This window comes from Flavobacterium sp. RSSA_27 (genome assembly GCF_051547125.1).
GTDB lineage: Bacteria > Bacteroidota > Bacteroidia > Flavobacteriales > Flavobacteriaceae > Flavobacterium.
Genome location: NZ_JBPTTN010000009.1, coordinates 38,446 through 54,207, shown reverse-complemented (window position 1 = coordinate 54,207; position 15,762 = coordinate 38,446). Strand labels below are relative to the sequence as shown.

The following is a 15,762-nucleotide window of genomic DNA, read 5'->3' as shown; positions in this document are numbered from 1 at the left end:
AAATTTTAAATCCTAATTCCTAAATTTTAAAACAATGTCTAGAGATATACAGTTAAAAGAACGTTGGGAACGCTTAGTTACCCTATTGTCGGATCGATTTTCGCAAGGTGAAGATTTGGATTTAGATGCTATTATTTACCTGATTGGGGTTCAAGAGTTGGGTCAGGTGCACCGTGAGTTTAAGAAAGATGAAAAGGTAAACCTGATGCACATTGCTATTTGTAGATTGCTGGAACCTTATGGGTTTTATGAGTTTGACTTTTTTGATGATGAAGGTTGGCCACATTATAAAGTAAAAGAAGAATTACCGCCTTTGAAAGCTGGTGAACAAACCGTTTTGATGAAAGAAGCCATTGTGAATTATTTCGTAGAACGCGAGGTCATTGAATAAATGTACACAAAAAAGCAATTGGCTGCTCTATAGCCCTGATGGAAGCGGCATCCTGTAGCGCTGGGGTTCAGCGCTACAGATATAGCGTACAGCGGGAATTATGCTCACTAAAAAACCCATTGTTTCTGCTCCTAGTTATAGGATTCTCAAAAAAACTTCCCACTTCTAACTTCCTACTTCTAACTTTTGCTTAAATTTGCACCTCAATTATGGAATGAAAATGATAGACAAGATAAAAGAATACATTGCAGAAGCACAAGCATTTTCTACTCAAAATGGTGCTGAATTGGAAGCTTTCAGAATTAAATTTTTAGGCAGTAAGGGACTTTTGAAAGAGTTGTTTGCCGAGTTCAAAAATGTTCCCAATGAGCAGAAAAAAGAATTTGGTCAAGTGATTAATTTATTGAAAACTACTGCTGAAGATAAAGTAAAATCGATTCAGGAAGGTCTAGAAAATCAGCAAGAAAGCAATGGTATTTATGGCGATTTAACAAGAACAGGCGAACCAATCACTATAGGTTCACGTCACCCAATATCCTTAGTAAAAAATCAAATTATTGATATTTTCTCGACCATAGGATTCAATGTTTCCGAAGGACCAGAAATCGAGGACGATTGGCATAATTTTACGGCTTTGAACTTGCCAGAATACCATCCGGCTCGTGATATGCAAGATACTTTTTTCATTCAAACCAATCCTGATGTGTTGTTGCGTACGCATACGTCGTCAGTGCAGGTGCGCTATATGGAAAACAACAAACCACCTATTCGTACGATTTCTCCAGGTCGCGTATTTCGTAACGAAGCCATTTCGTCTCGTTCGCACTGTATTTTTCATCAGGTAGAAGGGTTGTATATTGACAAAGACGTGTCTTTTGCCGACTTAAAACAAACGCTTTTGTATTTTACTAAGGAAATGTTCGGTAAATCAAAAATTCGTCTTAGACCGTCTTATTTCCCCTTTACAGAACCAAGTGCCGAAATAGATATTTACTGGGGTTTAAAAACCGAAACGGATTATCGTATCACCAAAGGTACGGGTTGGTTAGAAATTGGTGGTTGCGGAATGGTAGACCCTAATGTTTTGACCAATTGTGGTATCAATCCAGAGGAGTATAATGGTTTTGCTTTCGGAATGGGAGTAGAGCGTATCGCAATGTTGTTGTATCAAATTGGTGATATCCGTATGTTTTATGAAAACGACGTACGTTTCTTAGAGCAATTTAAATCTATAATTTAAAATAACCCTTTCAGAGTTTAAAACTCTGAAAGGGTTCTGTTAAAAATGAAAAAAGACATCATCATACCGGTTGTAGAAAATGTATTTATTGCTGCCGTTCAAGAATGGAGCGACGACTTTATGGAAAAAGTGTGGTACGCCTATTTGGTAAACGATAGCGATTTTAATATAGAAGGTGTTATGGTTGTTTCTAAAGCTTTTGGAACCATTGATGGCGAAATGAAGAAAACGTCGCTTTTGCGTCACGCTTTCGTTGAAATACCCGCTGTTTCTGTCGTTAAAATAGAAATGATAGAGAAAAGTGTACTTGCGCTCCATAACGAGTTTATGGTGACTTATTTTATAGATGGCAGGTTGTACGACAAAAAATTCATTTTCAAAGCCAATAGCATCAATGAAACAGAAATGGAGGAAGTGCCTATTCTTTTTGTAGATGGGGTAATCGTTCGATAGCAGCTTCTGATAAAGTATCAAAAAAAGGCATTTTCTAAGAAGAGAATGCCTTTTTTAATTGTTGTAAACGATACAAGGTGACTTAGTCCAATTCGTCGGTTAATTTTTTGAAAACCGATTTAGCGTCTTTTCCTTCATATAAAATTTGATATACGGCATCTATAATTGGTGTTTTGGCACCATAGCCTTGATTGAGTTTGTAAGCACTTTTTACGGCATAATATCCTTCAGCTACCATACTCATTTCCATCATAGCTGATTTTACTGTGTAGCCTTTTCCAATCATGTTACCAAACATTCTATTTCTAGAGAAAATGGAGTATCCTGTTACCAATAAATCGCCTAAATAAGCAGAATCATTGATGTTACGTTTCATTTTGTGAACTTTTTTGATGAATTTTTTCATCTCACGAATCGCATTACTCATAATTACCGATTGGAAGTTGTCGCCATAACCCAAACCGTGAGCAATTCCAGCTGCTATGGAGTAAATGTTCTTGAGCATGGCCGCATATTCTGTACCAACAATATCATCTGATATTTTGGCTTTTATATAATTTCCGGATAAATTTTCGGCTATTTTTTTTGCTTTATCTGGGTCACCGCAAGCAATTGTAAGATAGGATAAACGTTCTAAAGCTACTTCTTCTGCATGGCAAGGACCTGTAATTACGCCTATGTTGTAATAAGGAATATCGTATTGAATATGAAAATGTTCTCCAACAATCAGGCTGGTTTCTGGAACAATACCTTTGATGGCAGAAAAGATGATTTTGTCTTTTAGCGGAACGGTTATTTTGGACAATTCTCCTTCTAAAAATGCCGAAGGAATGGCAAAGATTAAGTAATCGGCATATGCTACTGCTTCATTAATATCCGAAGTAAGGATAAGCTTGTTAGTGTCAAATTCAACCGAACTCAAGTAGTTCGGGTTGTGTTTGTACGTTTTAATGTGATCAATTGCTACTTCGTTGCGCATGTACCAGCAAATTTCTTTTTGGTTCACACATAACATTTTAGCAATCGCAGTTGCCCAGCTACCTCCACCAATTACTGCAAATTTTAATTTATCGGCCATTTTTTTATTAAATTTCATCAAAAGTACTCAAAATACTAGTAATTGCACAAATTAATTTCGATTCTCAAGTTTGTAGTAGCGCTTCGAGTATTGATTTTAAAGGCATTTTTAAATTATTACAAAAAAAAATATTTTTCACACAATAATTGGTTGGGCTATACGTTGTAAGGTATTAATAATTAGATTTTTATTGATTTAATATTATGTTTGGTTTAGTTAGTTTTGTTTTTAGAATTTGAAAAAGGCGTTCTACTCTTGGTAAAACGCCTTTTTTTATGAATGCTTTTTATCAATTAATAACTAGCAGCAACTATTTCTCTAACTTTCTCAGGAGTAATATTTTGTTTTTCTCCTAAGACCTTCCAGCCTCTTTGTTCAAATCTTTTTGCAATAAAATCGGCTGTTTTTTCGAAATCTTTAGTGTAATCAGACAATTGGGTTTGCATTCCCATTGTATGAAAGAAGGCAATAGTTTTGTTGATCGCTTCTTTAGCAATTTCTTCTTCAGTTCCGGTTAAATTAAAAATACGTTGTCCGTATTGGGACAATTTGGCTTTTTTCGTTTCAAACATTACTTTGTATAAATTAGGACCAATAATCGCTAATGTTCTAGCGTGGTCAATTCCATACAAAGCCGTAAGTTCATGTCCAATCATATGGGTAGCCCAATCGCTAGGAACGCCTTTTTGGATCAGTCCGTTGAGCGCCATAGTGCAGCTCCACATAAAGTTGGAAGCCAAAGCATAATTTGTAGGATCCTCTACTACTTTTGGGCCAATTTCGATTAGGGTTTGCAAAATACTTTCAGCAATTCGGTCTTGTAAATACCCTTCATGAGGATAAGTCAAGTACTGCTCTAATACGTGGGTGTAGGCATCTACAACGCCGTTCTGTAACTGTCTTTTTGGTAATGAATGAATAACAGTTGGGTCGCAAACAGAAAATTTTGGAAATAGTGCACTTCCGCCAAAAGCCAATTTTTCTTGTGTGGCTTCAATAGTTACAACAGATCCTGAATTCATTTCTGATCCTGTAGCAGGAATTGTTAGGACAGTACCAAAAGGAACTACTTTGCTAAGGTCTTTGATGAGTAAACGTTTCTGTAGAATATCCATTGGGTTGCCATCAAAATGTACAGCTGCCGAGATAAATTTTACACCATCAATAACGCTTCCACCACCCACAGCCAAGATGAAATCAATGTTTTGTTCTTTGATTACCGCTACTGCTTTCATCAACGTCTCGTAATGAGGATTGGGTTCAATACCGCCAAATTCAACGATATTTCTATCAGGAAGTGCTGCTTTTACTTGGTCATAAATGCCGTTTTTGAAGATACTGCCACCTCCATAAGCGATCAAAATTTTGGCTTCTGCTGGAATCAAGCTCGCTATTTTTTCTATTTGTCCTTTTCCGAAGATGTAATTCGTAGGATTGTATAATTCGAAGTTTAACATAGTATTTTTTTTAAAATGATGATAATTAAAAACGGAACGTTAATTCTTTATTTATATAAATTATTATGATCCAAATATTCCCAAACATTATGTGGTAATAAAGGGCGAATGTTTTTGCCTTTTTTGATGCAATTGCGAATAAAAGTAGCGGATATTTCAACTACTGGTGCATCAATGATTTTGATTTTGGGATGGTTGGCAAAAGAAGTGTTTTCTGCTCCAGTATCAATTGATTTTTGATTGTTTTCTATGGCTTCGATTCTCGGATAGACATAAATGGAATAATGCTCTAAAATGGCTTCGTAGTTTTTCCATTTGTGCAAGGATTTTAAGTTGTCTTCGCCCATTATCAAAGCAAACTCGTTTTCTGGATACTTTTCTTGTAAATGTACCAGTGTAGTAATCGTATAATTGGGTTGAGGTAATTTAAATTCGATATCCGAAGGCTTTATTTTTGTATAGGTGTCTGTAGCCAAATGCACCATATGTAACCGATGATAATCATCTAGCAACGTACTTTTCTTTTTTAAAGGGTTGTGTGGCGTTACGACCATCCAGATTTGGTCCAAATCGGTATGTTCTGCCATATGATTGGCAATAATTAAGTGCCCCACATGAATGGGATTAAAAGTACCGAAGTATAGTCCGATTTTCATTTAACTTAGTAACTAGTGATTAGTAAAAAGTAATTAGTTTTTGAGGGTTTTCGAAAAAGCATTAATCATTTTAGATTCTTCCTCTATTTGGCTTAGAATTTCTGTGTACAAAGTTTCATTTGTTTTTACTAATCACTATTTAGAAACAAAATCCTTCACCAATTGATACGCTTCTTCGAGTGCAACAGGCAAATCGTAATTTTTGATAATCACATCAAATTGTGGAGCGGTAGCCAATTCTACTGAGGCTTTGGCAATGCGCATGTTGATTTTATCATCGCTTTCGGTTGAGCGCTCTTTGAGTCTTCTTTTCAATTCATCAACGCTTGGAGGTTTCACAAAAACAGCCAAGGTTTCTTCTGGAAATTTATGTTTAATTCGCAATCCGCCAGCCACATCAATATCAAAAATCACATTTTTGCCCATAGCCCAAATGCGTTCCACTTCACTTTTTAGTGTGCCATAAAAATTATCTCTATAGACTTCTTCCCATTCTACAAATTCTTCTGCTTTGATGTGCTTTTTGAATTGTTCTAAAGACATAAAATAATAGTCTTTACCATCTACTTCTTCGCCACGAGGTAAACGTGTAGCTGCCGAAATAGAAAACTCTAAATTCAAATCTTCTTTTCCTAATAAATGCCTAACGATTGTTGTTTTTCCCGAACCAGAAGGAGCTGAAAAAACTATTAATTTTCCTTTTTTCATATTTTTGGTAATTAGTGATTAGTGAATAGTCATTAGCTAATTACTAATCACTATTCACTAGTTACTTATAAAACATTCAACACTTGCTCTTTAATTTTCTCCAATTCATCTTTCATTTGAACGACTAATTTTTGCATTTGAGCATGATTGGATTTAGAACCCATAGTGTTGATTTCTCTACCCATTTCTTGAGTTATAAAACCTAGTTTTCTACCATTAGCTTCCGTTCCTTTGATGGTGTCTAGGAAATAATCCAAATGGTTGGTTAAACGTACTTTTTCTTCGGTGATATCTAGCTTTTCTAGATAATAAATAAGCTCTTGTTCAAAACGATTTTCATCTACATTTACTTGTAATTCTGCAATAGCGGTTTGTAAGCGTTCTTTAATTGCTTGAACACGCTCAGGGTCTAAGGCCAAAGCCTCGTTCATAAATTGACGAATATTTCCGATGCGCAATTGGAATTCTTTTTCGAGAGACTCGCCTTCGTCTTTGCGGAAATTCAAAATGTTTTGAAGCGCTTCTTCGATTACATTTTGGATAGTAGCCCATTCACTTTCGTCAATTTCTTCGCGCTCCACTTTCATAGTATCCGGCATACGAACAGCCATTTTCATCAATTCGGTTTCATCAGCATCTGCATAAACTTCACGTAATTGATTGATATAAGCTTTTACAATTGGAACATTCACTCGAGTAGAGGTTTGCTCAGCGGTACTTTCAATGTAAATAGAGAAATCAATTTTTCCTCTTTCCAATTTTGAAGCAATAAGATTGCGCAGTCCCAATTCCATTTCGCGGTATAAAGAGGGCATTCTTACATTCAAATCTAATCCCTTACTGTTTAAGGATTTTACTTCTATTGTTATTTTTTTGGTTGGCAATTGAAGTGTTGCTTTACCAAAACCGGTCATGGATTGTATCATATGTTTGTATAAAAAGCTGTAAAGATAAGTAAAAAGAAGCCTAAGCTCAAAGTTAGGAAATAAAGGCTTCTCAATTCCCCCTTTGGGGGTTAGGGGGCTTTTGTGTTACCAAATAAACGCCCGAAAAAATTAAAATAGCCGCTCCTATTTTGACCCAATTCAGTTCGTCTTTTCCTAAACTAATAGCAAAAATCGTCGCAAAAAGAGGTTGTAAATAAATAAAAACCGCCACAGTAGTAGGTTTTAATTCTTTCATTGAAAGTAAATTTAATAAATAAGTTAAGAAAGTCGAAACAACTACAACAAAACTTATTTTCCAGTAGATTGAAGTAGGCACTAAAGACCAATTGACATCATTAAACTCACTCCATCCAAATGGTAGCACCATAAAGAAACCAAAAAGATAAATCCACTTTACAAAAGTAAAGGCATTATAGGTATGCATTAATTTTTTTACAATGATGAGATAAAAACTATAAGAAATGGCATTGACCAATACTAAGAAATTACCCAATCCAGCATTGGTAGCACTACCAATCGATTTGCCGTAAAGAATCAATAAAGCAGTACCGAATAGACCCAAAATAATTCCAAAAACCTTTCTTTTTTTCAGGCGCTCTTTCATTAGTATTGCTGATAAAACCAGCACAATCATTGGTGTTGAAACCATAATTACTGCAGCAGAAATAGGTGAAGTTAGGCTTAATCCTTTAAAAAAAGTGAGCATATTGAAGGCTACTCCAAAAAAAGCAGCAGCAATAATTCTAGGAAAATCCCCCAAGGCTATTTTTTCTTTGGGCATAAAAAGCCACGTTAGCCAAAAAAGCAGTACTGAACCGCCCACTCGAAGTAAGATAAACCCGAAAGCATCAATGTATGCAGGCATGACGTCTTTGGCAATGGTAAAAGTTACGCCGTAAATAATCGAAACGATGGTTGCACCTAGTAAGGCGAGATTTCTTTTAGACATGAGTTAATGCTAAATGAACTTGATGCATGTTTTGTTGGCTATTACCAATATAGATTTTGTCATTAATGATAAAAACCGGTCGGCTCAAAAAGGTGTAATGTTCCAAAATGTATTTTTTGAAATCAGCTTCTGTAAGGGATTGATTTTTTAAATCCATCGATTTGTACAACTGGGCTTTTTTGCTAAACAAAGCTTCGTAACTTCCTGATAAGCTTCTCATTTCTTCTAGTTCTTCGGCAGTAATTGGGTTTTGCTTGATGTCGTGAAAGGCCAAATTATGGTTCTCTGGCAAGGATTTTATGATTTTTCTACAAGTATCACACGAGGCTAAATAGTAAATTTTGTTCATGGTTTTTTTCTTAAAATAGACACAAAGAAAATTCTTTTCCCAATCAATTTCATTAATTTTATCAAAAATATAACTATGAACGCACTATTTGAACTCACAGCAACAAGCCGAAAAATGGCCAATTCTTTTTTTGAAAATTATACATTGGAGCAATTAAACAAGATTCCTGAAGGATTTTCTAACAATTTAATTTGGAATTTAGCCCATATTTTAGTGACCCAACAATTATTAGTCTATAAATTGTCAGGATTGCCAATGCTTGTGTCTGATGAAATCGTTGAAAAGTATAAAAAAGGAAGTAAGCCTGTCCATCAAGTTACACAAGAAGAGGTAGATTATATAAAAGATTTGTTTTTTTCTTCTGTTGAAAAAATGAAGTCTGATTATGAAAATAATTTATTTCAAAATTTTACGGAATATCCAACTTCAACTGGATTTACTCTTCATACCGCAGCAGAAGCCATTCAATTTAATGCATTTCACGAAGGATTGCATATTGGAATAATGATGAGCCTTAAAAAGTTTGTTTAAAATTTAGAAAGCAAATGAATAAAAAATGCTTTGAAATCGCATAGATTTTGAAGCGTTTTTTATTTTAATATAAGGTGTTTTTTCAAAGATGCGTATGGAATAAAAAGGGTTTTAGGACCTTCTACATAGGCTGCTGCTTCGTATTGATTGTAATGAAACAAAAGGCCATCATTGGTGAAAAATATATTTTTAGGCAATTGAAATTCATCGTCTTCAAATAAATAGCCCGTTTGATTGATGTTGCCTTGTAATGGAATTTGATATTTGATGCGAAATTTCTTTTCAACCATTTTCTTTAGTTCAGACAGGTTCTGAAATAAAGCCTCGTTTGGAATTGTTTTTCCCGTTTTTGGATCAAAGAGCAACGATTGTAGGCCTTCATATCCATGAGCGCCACCCGTAAAGGTATAGTGATCAATTTCGATATTAATAATGTTTTCGGACTGGTATTTTATGGTTCCCTCAATATTGGCTTCCCATCCGAAAGTAGCATCTGGGGCTTCTTCTTTGGCGCTCTCATAGGAATTGATAAAGGAGGAAACTAGTGTTTCATAGGTCGCCTTTTTCACGGGTTGGTCTTCAAGATAAACCAAATCTTTTATGACAGAAAATACTTTTTGGTTGAGGCTATCCGCTACGATACTTTTGTTTTTGGCATAAGGAATAACCACTTTTATTTCGGGGCAATTTTCTTTACAAAGCAAGGTGCTTTTTTGGGCAAACTCTTTATTTTCAAAGCTTAATTCATTTGAACAACTACTTAATATAAAGAGTAATAAAAGACATAAAATGTATTGTTTCATAACTCAAATATGTTAATTGTGTACAAAGGTAACTTAGACAAACGTTGCTTTATCAATATTTAACGGTAAATTTGCATTTGTCAATGACAGTCATTTTAAAATTTTAAATCCATGAAATTCAATACGAAAGTAATTCACGGTGGGCAGCACCATGACGCTAGTACCGGAGCGGTAATGCCGCCAGTTTATCAAACGTCCACATTTGTACAAACCAGTCCAGGACAACCTTTACATCCTGATTATGAATACAGCCGAGCGGCAAATCCAACTCGCACTGCGCTAGAAAACGCTTTAGCTAGTATTGAAAACGGAACCAGAGGATTGGCATTTTCCTCTGGACTAGCAGCTACAGATTGTGTTTTGCGATCCTTCAAAGCAGGAGACGAAATTATTGCTATGGATGATTTGTATGGTGGGACCTACCGAATGTTTACCAGAATATATAAGGATTCTGGAATAAAGTTTCATTTTGTCGACATGAATGACTTGGAGAAATTCCAATCGTTAATAAACGAAAAGACAAAGTTGGTTTGGGTGGAAACGCCTACGAATCCATTAATGAAACTAGCTGACATTGCCGCTATTGCACAAATTACAAAAGCAAACAATATCCTATTTGCCGTAGACAATACTTTTGCAACTCCCTACTTGCAAAAACCTTTAGATTTAGGCGCCGATATCGTAATGCACTCGGCAACCAAGTATTTAGGTGGGCACTCTGACGTGATTGCTGGCGCTTTGATTGTAAAAGATGAAGCCTTGGGCGATCAATTGCATTTTCAGCAATTTGCAACGGGAGCAACACTTGGCCCCATGGATAGTTTTTTGGTGTTACGTGGGATAAAAACATTGCATTTACGCGTGCAAAGACATTGTGAAAATGGTGAAAAAGTAGTAGCTTATTTAAATGCACATCCCAAAATTAAAAAAGTATATTATCCTGGATTACCAGAGCATCCGTTTCATGAGATAGCCAAAAAGCAAATGAGTGGTTTTGGTGGCATGGTTTCTTTCACGTTTACTTCTGGTAAAAAAGAAGATGCGATTGCTTTTTTAGAAAAGTTAAAGGTGTTTACTTTAGCTGAATCTTTAGGAGGAGTAGAATCTTTGGCTAATCATCCTGCTTTGATGACCCATGCTTCTATTCCCGAAGACAAACGAAAAGAAGTAGGAATTACGGATGATTTAGTGCGTTTGAGCGTTGGTATTGAAGATGCCTCAGATCTAATTGAAGATTTAGAACAAGCCTTGTCTTAAACATAAAAAAGCTCCGTTGAAAAACGGAGCTTTTTTGAGTTATATAAATGGCAAATTAATATTCTAAGTAATAAATATAACCAAAACTTAACCAGGCAAGCCGGTCTGTCGCTCGGTTTTCTTTATAAATAGCTGGGTTGGGATTCAAACCATCCACCCAATCATTTGTGAAGTATTGGTGACGAACATCAACCAATAAGTCTGTTTTTTTGTTTAATCGATAGCGGGTGCCTAAGCTAATCTCCAAAGATAAAATGCCTTTTTTTTCAGATGAAAACCCATAGGGTCTTCCCTCGGTTGGCGTTAAGTATTTTGGAAAAGTAATTGCTGGATCTCCTAAAGTTCCCATTGTTGAACTGACTTTTGCATTATAATAACTATACAAGACACCAATGCTTAAATAAGGGCCAAATTTGCCAATAGTGTTTTCAAAATCATGAATGGATGTAAAATGATATTCGGCTTGTAGCCCAACATTAGCTACTTTTGTAGTGCTTGACATGGCCTTAAGTTGTTGTTTGCCTAAACTTTGTGTGCCTTCTATCCATTTACCAAAATGTTCTAAATCGGCTGAACTGTAAGATAGTTCCGTACGAACTTTGAAATGATCATTAAAATAATGGGTATAATCCTCTCCAGAAGAAAAGTTGGCATAATGAACGATACCCAAAGCAAAACCTCTGTTTTCAGCATTTGATCTGAAGTGATTTCTTTGACCAAAATCCGATTGAAAAGCGATCGGTCCAGCTATAAACCCAATTTCATGAGACAACCAGCTTTGAGCTGCAATTAGATTGGAAAACAATAAAAAGATCAGTAAAACTGTAGACTTTTTTGGTGACATTTTAGGGTACTTTAAGGCGAAACAAATATATAAAAAGTTCTTTTATAACAAATGAAATCAACCGCTATTCCATCGCTCACTTAAAATCATATTAAACTTCAATCAGAACTGTAAGATATTGTTATCTAAATTAGCGATTTGTTAGCAGAACTATATCGTTTTCGTTTTTGAATTAGAGATATATTGAATTTATTTACAAATGGTTATAAAAATGATAAATTTTCTTTTTTATTCAAAAAAATAGGTCAAATTGCTCTAATTGATGTATATTTGCCCCCATTAACTAAACGTTTTTTGACGTTTTTATAATCATTAGAATCATGTCACAAAGTATTACTAATTTCATCGATTCGGTTACTAAAAAAAATCCGAACGAAACAGAGTTTTTGCAAGCAGTATTAGAAGTTGCCGAAACGGTAATTCCTTTTATAGAAGAAAATAAAAAATACCAAAACAAAATGCTTTTGGAGCGCATGGTTGAGCCAGAGCGTGTAATTATGTTTAGAGTGACTTGGATTGATGATCAAGGTCAAACACAAGTAAACAGAGGATACCGTATACAAATGAATTCAGCTATCGGACCATACAAAGGTGGATTGCGTTTTCATCCTTCTGTAAACTTGAGTATTTTAAAATTCTTAGCTTTTGAGCAAACCTTCAAAAATAGCTTAACTACTTTGCCAATGGGTGGTGGTAAAGGAGGTTCTGATTTTGATCCTAAAGGAAAATCAGATAACGAAATTATGAAATTCTGTCAAAGTTTTATGACCGAATTGTCCAAACATATTGGTGCTGATACTGATGTACCTGCTGGTGATATCGGTGTTGGAGGAAGAGAAGTAGGTTATTTATTTGGTCAATACAAAAGATTAAGAAACGAATTCACCGGAGTTTTAACTGGTAAAGGAATTTCTTTTGGTGGTTCATTGATCCGTCCAGAAGCAACAGGTTATGGAACAGTATACTTCGCACAAAGTATGTTGAAAACAAAAGGCGATTCTTTTGAAGGAAAAACGGTGGTTATTTCTGGATCTGGAAACGTTGCGCAATATGCCGCTCAAAAAGCGACTCAATTAGGTGGTAAAGTAGTTACTTTATCTGATTCTGCGGGTTATATTTATGATGCTGACGGAATTGACGCTGAAAAATTAGCTTTCGTAATGGAATTGAAAAATGAATTACGTGGTAGAATTAGCGAGTATGTTTCTAAGTATCCAAATGCAAAATATGTGGCTGGAAAACGTCCATGGGAAGTAAAATGTGATATCGCTTTGCCTTGTGCAACACAAAATGAATTGAATGGCGATGAAGCAAAAGCATTATTAGCTAATGGTTGTATAGCTGTGGCTGAAGGTGCTAACATGCCTTCAACTCCAGAAGCTGTAACGGCTTTCTTAGAGGCTAAAATTTTATTTGCTCCTGGAAAAGCTTCTAATGCTGGAGGTGTAGCTACTTCAGGTTTGGAAATGTCTCAAAACTCTTTGCGTTTGAGCTGGACTACTGAAGAAGTAGATGAAAAATTATACAACATCATGTTGAATATTCATGCTTCTTGCGTAAAATACGGAACCGACGCTACTGGATTTGTAGATTATGTAAAAGGAGCTAATATTGCTGGATTTGTGAAAGTAGCCGATGCTATGTTAGCACAAGGAGTAGTTTAGTTACTTTAAGTTACTTATATAATGCCTTCTTCCGGTTTCGGTTGAAGGCATTTTTTTTAGTCACTAGAACAAAAATCAAAAACTTTCGTTTGTACTATATTTGTAATTCATTTGAAAAACTTATGAGAAGAATAGTTGTGTTTTTTTGTTGTTTATTAGCTATAAACATTGGTTTTTCACAAAGCCAAATGTCTTGGCAAGGATATTTTTCTTATAACGAAATCAAAGATGTAGCACAATCCAATTCCAATCTTTTTGTTGCCGCTGAGAATGCGTTGTTCTCAAAAAATACGCTCTCAAATACCTTAAAAACTACCACGACTATCGATGGTCTTTCAGGTTTGACGATATCCGCTTTGTATCATAGTGCCACTTTTAACAAAACGATTGTAGGCTATGAAAACGGTCTTTTAATTGTCATTAATGAAACGGATGGTTCCCTGCTGAAAGTGGTCGATATTATCAACAAACAATTGCCTGCTACTATCAAAAAAATCAATCACTTTATGGAATATCAAGGAATTCTTTATGTTTCTTGTGATTTTGGTATCGTGCAATTCAATTTGAATACGCAACTTTTTGGAGATACCTACTTTATTGGCGACTTAGGAAAGGAGATTTCAGTGAAGCAAACCGCTATTTTTGAAGGAAATATTTATGCTGCCACAGAAAATGGAATTCGAAGAGCAGCTATTACAAATCCAAACCTAATTGATTATCAGCAATGGACATTACTTTTTTCGGATAATTGGTCTGGAATTACTGCTTTTGGAACAGAATTGTACGCTTCAACTGTTGCTGGTGCGATTTATAAATATGGACTCAATTCATTCTCTGTTGTGCAAAGTTTTGGTGCCCCTATAGTCGATTTACGTGCTGATGCAACCAATTTATTAGTAACTACTCCCAGTCAAATTTCGGTCTTCGGGTCGGGCATGCTTTTAATAAAACAAATAAATAGCAATCAGATTTTGGATAAAAATCCTGTTTTTACTTGTGCGACTATTGTCAATACTACTTTGTTTTTGGGTACGAAAGAAAATGGTTTATTAGAAACGACTTTGTCTGTAGGCGCACCAATCGTAGATAGTACACCTCCAGGACCCCTCAGAAACGCCATTTTTTCTTTTCAAGTTACTCCAAATGCACTTTGGGCAGTGTATGGAGGTTATACAGGTGACTATAATCCTTATTCTTATGACAACAGTGGTCCTAATTTATATGGCATAAGCCGACTCAACACTCAGGGTTGGTTATCTATTCCTGCAAATGAGGTTTTGGGAGCTAAATCTATTTCAAGAATAACTATTGATCCAAATGACGAGACGAAAGTCTACGCCAGTTCTTTCTTTTCGGGATTATTACGCATAGAAAATGAAGTGCCCAATTTTTTGTACAATCAAACCAATTCGGGTTTGGAATCGATTGCTTTTCTAGGGCCAACGTATATAGACATTCGTATCAACGGAACAGCGTTTGACAAATCAGGGAATCTTTGGGTAACCAATTCGCGAATCGAAAATGGCTTAAAAGTCTTGAGAAGTAATGGACAATGGCAAAGCTATTCCTTGAATTCCATCGCCGAAAAAAGCATTGATGTGAGTATGGGAAGAATGGTCATTGATAAAAACAGCACCAAATGGATTGCCTCTAATACCGATGGAGTAATCGCTTTTAACGAATCGGGTACGCCCACTTTTAAGAAAATTACTTTTGGAGCTGATAAAGGAAACCTGCCTACAACAGATGTTAGAGCTTTGGCTATAGATACTAATAACCAACTTTGGATTGGCACCACCAAAGGGCTTCGAGTGTTGTCGAATGTGAATAATTTTCAAAATACCGCAACACTTACTACCAAACCAATTATCATTCTAGAGGATGAGGTGGCTCAGGAGTTGCTCTTTGAGCAATTTATAAATACAATTGTAGTGGATGGCGCCAACAATAAATGGGTAGGAACGGCAGATTCTGGTGTTTTTTTATTGTCATCCAATGGGCAAAAAACGATGTATCATTTCACTACCAATAATTCGCCATTACCAAGTAATACTATAAATGATATTGGAATCAATTCAGTTACAGGCGAGGTCTATATTGCTACGACCAAAGGGATGATTTCGTTTAAGGGAGTAGCCACAGCGGCTAGTGATTCTTTGAATAATGTTTATGTTTATCCCAATCCAGTTCGCCCAGAGTTTAGTGGAACGGTTAAAATAGCAGGTCTTTTGGATCGTGCTAATGTAAAAATAACCGACATAGAAGGTAATTTAGTGCACGAAGCGATTTCGCAAGGAGGAACAATTGAATGGGATACCACCGCTTTTGGTAAGTATAAAGTGGCTTCAGGTGTGTATATGATTTTCATCTCCGCCGAAGATGGTATCGAAACCAAGGTGAAAAAAGTGATGATTATTAGATAAAAATTTCAATCT

Annotated in this window: 16 protein-coding genes; 7 read left to right on the top strand and 9 right to left on the bottom strand. The window is 35.6% G+C overall.

The genetic code is table 11. The features are described from left to right. Positions 1-34 precede the first annotated feature (34 nt). The 3 genes from ACSVH5_RS12780 (at position 35) to ACSVH5_RS12770 (ending at position 2,084) form a co-directional block, all read left to right on the top strand. Positions 35-391: a hypothetical protein gene (locus tag ACSVH5_RS12780; RefSeq protein ID WP_438061801.1), complete on the top strand. Its 357-nt coding sequence runs from the start codon at positions 35-37 to the stop codon at positions 389-391. A gap of 220 nt (positions 392-611) precedes the next feature. Next, on the top strand, positions 612-1,631 hold the full coding sequence (pheS, locus tag ACSVH5_RS12775; RefSeq protein WP_438061800.1) for a phenylalanine--tRNA ligase subunit alpha: 1,020 nt from the start codon (positions 612-614) through the stop codon (positions 1,629-1,631). 45 nt (positions 1,632-1,676) lie between these two features. After that, the gene (locus ACSVH5_RS12770) at positions 1,677-2,084 is read left to right on the top strand and encodes a hypothetical protein (RefSeq protein WP_438061799.1); all 408 of its coding nucleotides are present in this window, start codon (positions 1,677-1,679) and stop codon (positions 2,082-2,084) included. A gap of 82 nt (positions 2,085-2,166) precedes the next feature. On the opposite strand, the gene ACSVH5_RS12765 is transcribed toward ACSVH5_RS12770, so the two are convergent. The 7 genes from ACSVH5_RS12765 to ACSVH5_RS12735 form a co-directional block, all read right to left on the bottom strand. After that, positions 2,167-3,162 (bottom strand): NAD(P)H-dependent glycerol-3-phosphate dehydrogenase, encoded by a 996-nt coding sequence (locus tag ACSVH5_RS12765; RefSeq protein ID WP_438061798.1) that lies wholly within the window; start codon positions 3,160-3,162, stop codon positions 2,167-2,169. Between the two features lie 293 nt (positions 3,163-3,455). Beyond that, positions 3,456-4,619, bottom strand: a complete 1,164-nt coding sequence (locus tag ACSVH5_RS12760) for an iron-containing alcohol dehydrogenase (RefSeq protein WP_438061797.1) — start codon at positions 4,617-4,619, stop codon at positions 3,456-3,458. Between the two features lie 47 nt (positions 4,620-4,666). After that, positions 4,667-5,275, bottom strand: coding sequence for a nicotinate (nicotinamide) nucleotide adenylyltransferase (nadD, locus tag ACSVH5_RS12755; RefSeq protein WP_438061796.1), 609 nt, complete (start codon positions 5,273-5,275; stop codon positions 4,667-4,669). Positions 5,276-5,410: 135 nt separating this feature from the next. Continuing rightward, positions 5,411-5,983: a guanylate kinase gene (gmk, locus tag ACSVH5_RS12750; protein ID WP_438061795.1), complete on the bottom strand. Its 573-nt coding sequence runs from the start codon at positions 5,981-5,983 to the stop codon at positions 5,411-5,413. 65 nt (positions 5,984-6,048) lie between these two features. Then, the gene (locus tag ACSVH5_RS12745) at positions 6,049-6,909 is read right to left on the bottom strand and encodes a YicC/YloC family endoribonuclease (protein ID WP_438061794.1); all 861 of its coding nucleotides are present in this window, start codon (positions 6,907-6,909) and stop codon (positions 6,049-6,051) included. Between the two features lie 70 nt (positions 6,910-6,979). Continuing rightward, the gene (locus ACSVH5_RS12740) at positions 6,980-7,879 is read right to left on the bottom strand and encodes a DMT family transporter (protein WP_438061793.1); all 900 of its coding nucleotides are present in this window, start codon (positions 7,877-7,879) and stop codon (positions 6,980-6,982) included. After that, positions 7,872-8,228, bottom strand: a complete 357-nt coding sequence (locus tag ACSVH5_RS12735) for an arsenate reductase family protein (RefSeq protein WP_438061792.1) — start codon at positions 8,226-8,228, stop codon at positions 7,872-7,874. The genes ACSVH5_RS12740 and ACSVH5_RS12735 overlap by 8 nt, the downstream gene beginning before the upstream one ends. Positions 8,229-8,303: 75 nt before the next feature. Between ACSVH5_RS12735 and ACSVH5_RS12730 the strand changes: the two genes are divergently transcribed. Next, a complete protein-coding gene (locus tag ACSVH5_RS12730; RefSeq protein WP_438061791.1) occupies positions 8,304-8,759 on the top strand; it encodes a DinB family protein in 456 nt (151 codons plus the stop codon). A 59-nt stretch (positions 8,760-8,818) separates the two neighbouring features. Here the strand turns inward: ACSVH5_RS12730 and ACSVH5_RS12725 are convergent, their stop codons facing one another. Then, entirely contained in the window at positions 8,819-9,562 is a 744-nt protein-coding gene (locus tag ACSVH5_RS12725) for a DUF3298 domain-containing protein (RefSeq protein ID WP_438061790.1), read from the bottom strand. 111 nt (positions 9,563-9,673) lie between these two features. On the opposite strand from ACSVH5_RS12725, the gene ACSVH5_RS12720 reads away from it, so the two are divergent. Beyond that, positions 9,674-10,819 carry a cystathionine gamma-synthase gene (locus ACSVH5_RS12720; protein WP_438061789.1) on the top strand — a complete coding sequence of 382 codons (1,146 nt, stop codon included), beginning with the start codon at positions 9,674-9,676 and terminating at the stop codon, positions 10,817-10,819. Positions 10,820-10,874: 55 nt separating this feature from the next. Here ACSVH5_RS12720 and ACSVH5_RS12715 read toward each other — a convergent pair whose 3' ends face one another. After that, positions 10,875-11,663 (bottom strand): THC0290_0291 family protein, encoded by a 789-nt coding sequence (locus tag ACSVH5_RS12715; protein WP_438061788.1) that lies wholly within the window; start codon positions 11,661-11,663, stop codon positions 10,875-10,877. Between the two features lie 320 nt (positions 11,664-11,983). Between ACSVH5_RS12715 and gdhA the strand changes: the two genes are divergently transcribed. Then, the gene (gene gdhA, locus ACSVH5_RS12710) at positions 11,984-13,327 is read left to right on the top strand and encodes an NADP-specific glutamate dehydrogenase (RefSeq protein WP_438061787.1); all 1,344 of its coding nucleotides are present in this window, start codon (positions 11,984-11,986) and stop codon (positions 13,325-13,327) included. A 122-nt stretch (positions 13,328-13,449) separates the two neighbouring features. Continuing rightward, complete coding sequence (locus ACSVH5_RS12705; RefSeq protein WP_438061786.1) at positions 13,450-15,750, top strand: two-component regulator propeller domain-containing protein; 2,301 nt, start codon at positions 13,450-13,452, stop codon at positions 15,748-15,750. The last annotated feature ends 12 nt before the right edge of the window (positions 15,751-15,762 follow it).